8 protein-coding genes are annotated in these 8431 nt (G+C 70.0%); 5 read left to right on the top strand and 3 right to left on the bottom strand.

The features are described 5' to 3' along the window. A partial coding sequence (locus Q4F04_RS04275) for a TRAP transporter small permease subunit (protein ID WP_303368591.1) occupies positions 1-264 on the bottom strand: 264 nt, incomplete at its 3' end. Further along, positions 261-1283, bottom strand: a complete 1023-nt coding sequence (locus tag Q4F04_RS04270; RefSeq protein WP_303368590.1) for a TRAP transporter substrate-binding protein — start codon at positions 1281-1283, stop codon at positions 261-263. The genes Q4F04_RS04270 and Q4F04_RS04275, both read right to left, overlap by 4 nt. Positions 1284-1525: 242 nt before the next feature. Between Q4F04_RS04270 and Q4F04_RS04265 the strand changes: the two genes are divergently transcribed. The 3 genes from Q4F04_RS04265 to Q4F04_RS04255 all read left to right on the top strand — a co-directional run bounded on the left by Q4F04_RS04265 (position 1526) and on the right by Q4F04_RS04255 (position 4813). Then, positions 1526-2293: a histidine phosphatase family protein gene (locus tag Q4F04_RS04265; RefSeq protein ID WP_303368589.1), complete on the top strand. Its 768-nt coding sequence runs from the start codon at positions 1526-1528 to the stop codon at positions 2291-2293. After that, positions 2290-3165: an NAD(P)H-hydrate dehydratase gene (locus Q4F04_RS04260; RefSeq protein WP_303368588.1), complete on the top strand. Its 876-nt coding sequence runs from the start codon at positions 2290-2292 to the stop codon at positions 3163-3165. Before Q4F04_RS04265 ends, Q4F04_RS04260 begins: the two co-directional genes overlap by 4 nt. Before the next feature lie 127 nt (positions 3166-3292). After that, positions 3293-4813: an aldehyde dehydrogenase (NADP(+)) gene (locus Q4F04_RS04255; protein WP_303368587.1), complete on the top strand. Its 1521-nt coding sequence runs from the start codon at positions 3293-3295 to the stop codon at positions 4811-4813. A 55-nt stretch (positions 4814-4868) separates the two neighbouring features. Here Q4F04_RS04255 and Q4F04_RS04250 read toward each other — a convergent pair whose 3' ends face one another. Then, positions 4869-5666, bottom strand: coding sequence for a peptidoglycan-binding protein (locus tag Q4F04_RS04250; protein ID WP_303368586.1), 798 nt, complete (start codon positions 5664-5666; stop codon positions 4869-4871). 264 nt (positions 5667-5930) lie between these two features. Here Q4F04_RS04250 and Q4F04_RS04245 point away from each other — a divergent pair, with 264 nt between their 5' ends. After that, positions 5931-7130, top strand: coding sequence for an ABC transporter substrate-binding protein (locus tag Q4F04_RS04245; protein WP_303368585.1), 1200 nt, complete (start codon positions 5931-5933; stop codon positions 7128-7130). 185 nt (positions 7131-7315) lie between these two features. Beyond that, positions 7316-8431, top strand: a 1116-nt coding sequence (locus Q4F04_RS04240; RefSeq protein WP_303368584.1) for an ABC transporter substrate-binding protein, incomplete at its 3' end; no start/stop codon positions are given.

Below are 8431 nucleotides of genomic sequence, written 5' to 3'. Positions count from 1 at the left end.
CAGCGCCAGGTCGACCTCGACATGGGCGCGGGCGCGGGTGGTCAGCGGCAGCGCCACGAAGACCAGCGCGGCCAGCGACATCTGGGTGATCTCGAAGGCGCCGCCGAAGGGACGGTTGAACAGGTAGCGCCCGACCACGTCGATGCAGGTCACGACCACCATCAGCAGGGTCAGCCCCGCCCCCGCCGCGGCCAGCAGCCGCCCGCCGAGGCGGCCGGCCGCGGGCATGATCCCGGCGCGGGGCGCCTGATCCGCCAGGCTCATCGCGCGGCACCCGCCTGCGCGCGGTAGTCGGCCAGCGCCGCCGCCCCGTCATGCCCGGCGCCGATGCGCGCGATCCACTCGGCTTCCAGCCGGGCGGCGATCTCGTCCACCTTCGCGACGATGGGGTCCGAGGCGTCGTGGATCTCGATCCCGGCCCCGGTCATGCGTTCGATCGCGGCGGCGTCGGCGGCGTTCCAGGCCTCGCCCACGCGGCGGGCCAGCGCCTCGCCCGACAGCGCCTCGATGGCGGCGCGGTCTTCCGGGGAAATCGCGTTCCAGCGGTCCTCGTTCATCACCATGTACCAGGTGGAGTTATACAGCCCTCCCGGCACCCGCATGGTGTAGCGGACATGGTCGATCAGGTTGAAGGCCGTCACCGCCTCGTAGCTGAAGGCGCCGCCGTCGATGACCCCGCGCGACAGCTTTTCGTAGATCTCGGGGGCGGGCATGAACAGGGGCGTCGCGCCCAGCGCATCCAGCAGGTCATGGACATAGCCGGCAGGAACGCGCAGCTTGACGCCGGCGAAATCCTCGGGCGTCCCGATCCTGACCTTTCCGGTGTGGATCAGCCCCGGCCCATGCGTCCACAGCCCCAGCAGATGCGCGCCCGCATGTTCCGCACGGGCGTCCAGCCGTTCCGTGTAGACCCGCCAGAAGGCCGTCGAGGTCGCCGCCGCATCGTCGCCCGTGCGGCTGAACTGCCCGACCATCGCGCCCGCGAAGCGGTCGCCTTCGGACGAGGGGTGCTGTCCATAGGCGATGTCGGCGATGCCGTCGCGGGCCAGGTCGAAATGCGCCTGCGGGGTGCCGAGCGGCTTGCCCGGCACCACGATCCTGACGCGGCCCCCGGTCGCCGCCTCGACATCCTTGGCCCAAGGCAGGATCGCGTTGACCAGCACCGGATGGCCGGGCGGCAGCCACGAGGACATGGTCAGCGTCTCGGCCAAGGCGGGCGTCGCCATCAGCGCCAGAACGGCAAGGGCGGAACGGAGGATGGCGGTCATGGCGCTCTCGATCATGATCCGGCGCACGGGAAGGGCGCGAGGAGGTCCGGGTTGCAGGATGCAGGCTGGCCAGGAGTGCGCCGTCCGGAAGGCCGGGCCATTGGCGGGCATTGCAGGGCGGGCAGGACCCGTCCACCCGGATCAGGGTCCGGGCGCGCCAGAGATCGACGAAAATACTCCGGCTTGCAAGAGGGGCGATGCGGCAACCGGACAGCCCCGCCGCGTGTTGTCGCTGAAAGCGGACGGGGGAACGGATCATGACGCCAAGATGGCCCGAGCGGCTGTGGATCGTGCGGCACGGGGAAAGCGCGGGCAATGTCGCCCGCGACTTCGCGTATCAGCAGGGCATGGCCCGGATCGACCTGACAGGGCGCGACGTGGATGTACCGCTGTCGCCCTTGGGCGAACAGCAGGCCCGCGCGCTGGGCCACTGGTTCTCGCAGGGGAAAGAGGAAGGGCGGCCCAATGTCGTGCTGTCCTCGCCCTACCTGAGGGCGATGGAAACCGCCCGCATCTTCCGCGACGCGGGCGGCTGCCCGGCCGACACCCGCATCCACCTGGACGAACGGTTGCGGGAAAAGGAATTCGGCATCCTCGACGGGCTGACCGGCAAGGGCATCCGCGCCGAGTTCCCCCAGCAGGCCGAGCTGCGGACCATGATCGGCAAGTTCTACCACCGCCCGCCGGGGGGCGAAAGCTGGTGCGACGTGATCTTCCGCCTGCGGGCGCTGCTGGATACAGTGGCGCTGCACCACGGCGGCTGCCGGGTGATGATCGTCGCCCACCAGGTCGTGGTCCTCTGCCTGCGCTACGTCATCGAGGGGATGACGGAACAGCAGATCCTCGACATCGACCGGCAGGCGGATGTCGCCAACTGCTCGATCACCGAATACGCTTGGGAAGCGGGCGAGGAAGGCACCGACGGTGGCCTCAAGCTGGTGCGCTACAACGTCACCGCGCCGATGGAGGCCGAGGACACCCCCGTCACCCGCGAACCCGACGCCATCGTGGGGAACCGGGGATGAGCGACGTGTCCTCGATCCTCGATGCCGCCTGGCTGCGCCGCCATCCCCTGCCGGTCCACCCCGAGAACACCGACAAGAACAGCCGCGGCCGGGTGATGCTGGTCGGCGGCTCGCTGCGGGTGCCGGGCGGGCTGATCCTGACGGCGCTGGCGGCCTTCCGCGCGGGCGCGGGCAAGGTCCAGATGGGCCTGCCCGAGCCGCTGGCGATCCCGACCGGCATCGCCATGCCGGAGGCGGGCATCTTCGCCCTGCCGCATGACGGCGGAGAGATCGCGGATGCCTCGATCCTGGTGGACAAGCTCGACGGCTGCGGCTGCCTGGTGCTGGGGCCGGCGATGGCCTCGCCCTCGGCGGCGCTGGCGATGATGGACGCGCTGCTGCCGGCGGCGGACGCGGGGCCGGTGCTGATCGACGCGGCCTGCGTCGGCGCGGCAGCCGCGCGGCTGGCCCAGGTCGAGGCGCTGGCGGGCGGCGCGATCCTGACGCCGCACCTGGGCGAGATGGCGCAGTTGACCGGGCTTGACGCCACCGAGATCGAGGCGCGGCGCGACGGGATCGCCGTGGAATGGTCGGCCCGGCTGCGCGCCGTCATCGTGATGAAGGGCGCCACGACCCTGATCGCCAGCCCGGATGGAGAGGTCGCCGCCTATGGCGGCGGCGGCGTGGGGCTGGCCACCGGCGGCTCGGGCGACGTGCTGACGGGGCTGATCGCCGGGCTATGCGCCCGCGGCCTGCCGGCTTTCGAGGCCGCCTGCTGGGGCGTCTGGCTGCATGGCGAGGCGGGGCGGCGGCTGGCCGAGCGATTGGGACCGATGGGCTTCATGGCCCGCGAACTGTCCGCCGAGGTGCCCAGCCTGATGCGTGGCGTCTGACGCGCAGGCGAAAGAATCCCGATCCGCTCTTGCAGCGCGCCCGCCGAGGCGACATGTCCAGCCAGAGGCCGGCCATCATGTCGACATGGAACACACAAGCCGGCGGCACAAGTGAAAGGATCAGCGGATGTCAGGCTTCACCCCTCACGGCAAGCATCTGGTCGCGGGCGAATGGGTCGGCGGAACGGAAACCTTCACCTCCAGCCCTGCGCATGGGCCGACGCATGAGTTCGCGGTGGGCACGCCCGAGCTGGTCGCCCGCGCCTGCGCGGCGGCGGCCGGGGCCTTCGACGCCTATGCCGCGACCACGCGCGAGGAACGCGCCCGCTTCCTCGACGCCATTGCCGACGAGATCGAGGCCCGCGCCGAGGCCATCACCGAGATCGGCGCCCAGGAATCCGGCCTGCCCGAGGCCCGCCTGCAGGGCGAGCGCGGCCGCACCACCGGGCAGTTGCGGCTGTTCGCAGACCATATCCGCAAGGGCGACTACCTCGACCGCCGCCATGACGCGGCCCTGCCCGACCGCACGCCCGCGCCCCGGCCCGAACTGCGGATGATCCAGCTTCCCGTGGGCCCCGTGGCGGTCTTCGGCGCCTCGAACTTCCCGCTGGCCTTCTCGACGGCGGGGGGCGACACGGCGGCGGCGCTGGCGGCGGGCTGCCCGGTCGTGGTCAAGGGCCATTCCGCCCATCCCGGCACCGGCGAGATCGTGGCCGAGGCCGTGCTGGCCGCCATCGAGAAGACCGGGATGCCGAAGGGCGTCTTCTCACTGATCCAGGGCGGCAACCGCAAGGTCGGCGAGGCGCTGGTCACCGACCCGCGCATCAAGGCCGTGGGCTTCACCGGCAGCCTCGCCGGGGGCCGGGCACTCTTCGACCTCTGCGCCCAGCGCCCCGAGCCGATCCCCTTCTTCGGCGAACTCGGCTCGGTCAACCCGATGTTCGTCCTGCCGAATGCCGCCGCCGCGCGCGGCGAGGAGATCGGGACCAACTGGGCAGGTTCCCTGACCATGGGCGCAGGCCAGTTCTGCACCAATCCCGGCATCGCCGTGGTGCTGGACGGCCCCGAGGCCGACCGGGTCATCGCCTCGGCCCGCGCCGCGCTGGAGCAGGTGGCCCCCCAGACCATGCTGACCGACGGTATCGCCCAAGCCTACCGCGAGGGCGTGGACCGGATGGGCAAGTCGAACGCGGTCAAGCCCGTGCTGACCACCGAGAGCAGCGAGCGCAGCGCCTCGCCCAACCTCTACGAGACCACCGCCGACGCCTTCCTGGGCGAGGACGACCTGGCCGAGGAGGTCTTCGGCCCGCTGGGCCTCGTCGTGCGCGCCAGTTCGCCCGAGGACATGGAGCGGATCGCGCGCGGCTTCCCCGGCCAGCTGACGGCGACGCTGCAGACCGATCCCGAGGACGCCGATCTTGCCCGCCGCCTGCTGCCGATCTTGGCGCAGAAGGCCGGACGGGTGCTGGCCAATGGCTATCCGACGGGTGTCGAGGTCGTGGACGCCATGGTCCACGGCGGACCCTACCCGGCCTCGACCAACTTCGGGGCGACCTCGGTGGGCACGCTCTCGATCCGCCGCTTCCTGCGGCCCGTCGCCTTCCAGAACCTGCCCGACTACCTGTTGGCCGGCGATCTCGCAGGCTGACGAGGCGCAGTCCCAATTACGAAGGCCGCCCCGGCAGGGCGGCCTTTTTTGTGGATCAGCGGGCAGTCAGCCGCTCGACCTGAGCGGCGGTCAGGTAGCCGGTGGCGGTCAGGTCGTTCGCCCGCTGCCATGCCGCGATGGCACTGCGGGTGCCGCGCCCGAAGACGCCGTCCACGCCCCGCGTGTCGAAGCCGCGCCGCGTCAGCCCGGCCTGCACCTCGGCTCGCTGCTGGCGGCTGAGGGCCAGACCCGCCTCGTCCTGCGCCGGACCGCTGGCGGCGGCGCTGCCGCCCGTGCCCTCAGAGGCCGCTGGGGCCTGCCCGCGCAGGATCTCGCTGGCCTGCGCCTGGGTCAGAGTCCCGGTCTGGGTATAGTCGCGGTCACGCTGCCACAGCGAGATGGCGCGGCGGGTTCCGGGACCGAAATTGCCGTCGAGGCCATTGGTGTTGTAGCCCAGCGCGTTCAGGCGGCGCTGTACCGCGACACGCTGATCTGCGGTCAGTGCAGCCCCGGCCGCCTCGGCCTGGGTGCCTGTGGTCGTCCCCGAACCCGCCTGGGTGCCCGTTGTCACGCCCGAGCCTGCCTGATTGCTCGGGGGCGCCACTGCGCCGCCCAGCCGCTGCACGCGCTCGCGCGCATGCTCGGCATACATGCCGTTCGGGAACTGCCGCAGGTAGGACTGGTAGGCCGACAGCGTGTTCGCGCTCTGCGCCTGCGAAAAGGCGGCGCGGTCCTGTTCCTGCTGCAGATACTGGCGGGCGATGCCGCCCACGATCTCGCCCACGTCCTGCGCCTGCACAGGCGCCGCAAGCAGCGTGGCGGCAAGCGCCGCCGAAAGCATTGTCCTGACCATCTGGTGGCCCTTTCCTCATGTCCGGCGGTCCGGGGCCGGCGCCCGCGGACCCTCATGCCCCCGAGGGGGCGTCCGAAGATATAGCGCCGCAAGGGTGCGCTGGTTCCGAGGGCCGCCGGACGGGCCGCCGCGCGACGTTGCGGCATCCTGCGTCCTGCCCCATCGCCGCGCTTGTCAGGCGCCCGCGCTTTGGTCAGTCTGCACGGCGGAGGAAAAGGGGCTGCGCCGCGAATACGGCGCAAGACACCCACAGGGAGGAAATTGATGGCACGGTTCTTCACGTCGGTCGCGGTGGCGGCCCTTCTCGGCGCGCCCGCTTTCGCCGAGGTCTCGGATGGCAAAGTCAGGATCGGCATCCTGAACGACCAGTCGGGCGTTTATGCCGATTTTGGCGGCCTCGGCTCGGTCGAGGCCGCGCGCATGGCGGTTGAGGAGATGGGCAGCACCGTTCTGGGCGCGCCGGTCGAGATCGTCAGCGCCGACCACCAGAACAAGGCCGACATTGCCAGCAACATCGCACGGCAGTGGTACGACACCGAGCAGGTCGATTCGATCATGGAGCTGACCACCTCGTCGGTGGCCCTGGCCGTGCAGGCGCTGTCGGCCGAGAAGAAGAAGATCGACCTCGTGACCGGCGCGGCTACCGCCGACCTGACCGGCAAAGCCTGTTCGCCCTACGGCTTTCACTGGGCCTATGACACCCATGCGCTGGCCGTGGGCACCGGCGGCGCACTGGTCGAGGACGGCGGCGACAGCTGGTTCTTCCTGACTGCCGACTATGCCTTCGGCTATTCGCTTGAGGAAAACACCGGCGCCATCGTCACCGAAAAGGGCGGCACCGTGGTGGGTTCGGTCCGCCATCCGCTGGCGGCGACCGACTTCTCGTCCTTCCTGCTGCAGGCGCAAAGCTCGGGCGCCAAGGTCGTGGGGCTGGCGAACGCCGGGATGGACACCCAGAACGCCATCAAGCAGGCGGCCGAGTTCGGGATCGTGCAGGGCGGCCAGCGCATGGCGGGGCTGCTGTTCACGCTGGCCGAGGTCCACGGGCTGGGGCTGGAAACCGCGCAGGGGCTGACCCTGACCGAAAGCTTCTACTGGGACCGTACCGACGCCAGCCGCGCGTTTTCCAACCGCTTCAAGGAACGCACCGGCAAGATGCCCAACATGATCCAGGCGGGCACCTATTCGGGCGTGCTGCATTACCTCAAGGCCATCGAGGCCGCGGGCACGGACGAGACCGAGGCCGTGGCGGCCAAGATGCGCGAACTGCCGGTCAGCGACGCCTTTGCCGAAAACGGGCGGGTCGGGCCGAACGGGCGGATGATCTCGGACGTCTATCTGATGGAGGTGAAATCCCCCGCCGAAAGCACCGGCGACTGGGATTACTACGACATCAGGGCGACGATTCCGGGTGACCAGGCCTATCTGGACCCGGCCCGGTCGGGCTGCCCGCTGGGGCAATGACGGCAGTCGGGACGAAACCCCGCAGGCCCCCGATCGGGGCCTGTGCAAATGCAGAAAATGCCATCCAAAAGTCTTGCGAAGGCGATGGACTGCGGCAATCATCCGCAGTGGAACGGTGACGGGCGTCACGCAAGGCGCCGTCACACCCGGACCCGCATCCGGGACAGAATGACAGGGAGGACTACATGAAGTTTCTTTACATCACCGCCGCCACGGCGGCGCTTTTGGCTGGCACGGCCACGGCGCAGGAACTCACCGACGGCAAGGTGAAGATCGGTATCCTGAACGACCAGTCCGGCCCCTATTCGGGCGTGGGCGGCGTCGGCTCGGTCGAGGCCGCGCGGATGGCGGTCGAGGATTTCGGCGGCACCGTGCTGGGCGCCCCGGTCGAGATCGTCGGCGCCGACCACCAGAACAAGGCCGATGTCGGCTCGTCCATCGCGCGCCAGTGGTTCGACACCGACCAGGTCGATGCGATCATGGACCTGACGACCTCCTCGGTGGCACTGGCCGTCCAGGCGGTCGCGGCCGAGAAGAACAAGGTCACCATGATCACCGGCGGCGGCACGACCGAACTGACCGGCAAGGCCTGCACCCCCTACAGCTTCCACTGGGCCTATGACACCCATGCGCTGGCGGTGGGCACCGGCGGCGCGGTCGTGGCGCAGGGCGGCGACACCTGGTTTTTCCTGACCGCCGACTATGCCTTCGGCTATTCGCTTGAGGAAAACACCACCAAGACCGTCGAGGCCGCGGGCGGCCAGGTGCTGGGCGCGGTCCGCCATCCGCTGAACTCGACCGACTACTCGGCCTTCCTGCTGCAGGCGCAGGCGTCGGGCGCCAAGGTGATCGGGCTTGCCAGCGCCGGGACAGATACCCAGAACGCCATCAAGCAGGCGGCCGAATTCGGCATCACCCAGGCCGGACAGAACCTTGCCGGGCTGCTGCTGATGATCTCGGACGTCCACGGCCTGGGGCTGCAGGCGGCGCAGGGCCTGTATCTGACCGAAACCTTCTACTGGGACCGCGACGATGAATCGCGCGCCTTCGGGAACCGCTTCAAGGAACGGACCGGCGGGATGCCGACGATGATCCATGCGGCCACCTACTCGACGGTGCTGTCCTATCTGAAGGCGATCGAGGCTGCCGGCGGCGACGATGCCGCCGCCGTGTCCGAAAAGCTGAAGGGCATGACGATCAACGACGCCTTCGCCCGGAACGCGACCGTGGCCCCGAACGGCCGGCTCATGAACGACGTCTTCCTGATGCAGGTGAAGACCCCCGAGGAAAGCAAGGGCGAG

This window comes from Paracoccus sp. (in: a-proteobacteria) (assembly GCF_030536915.1).
Classification (GTDB): Bacteria; Pseudomonadota; Alphaproteobacteria; order Rhodobacterales; family Rhodobacteraceae; genus Paracoccus.
This window is presented reverse-complemented; position numbering and strand designations above follow the sequence as displayed.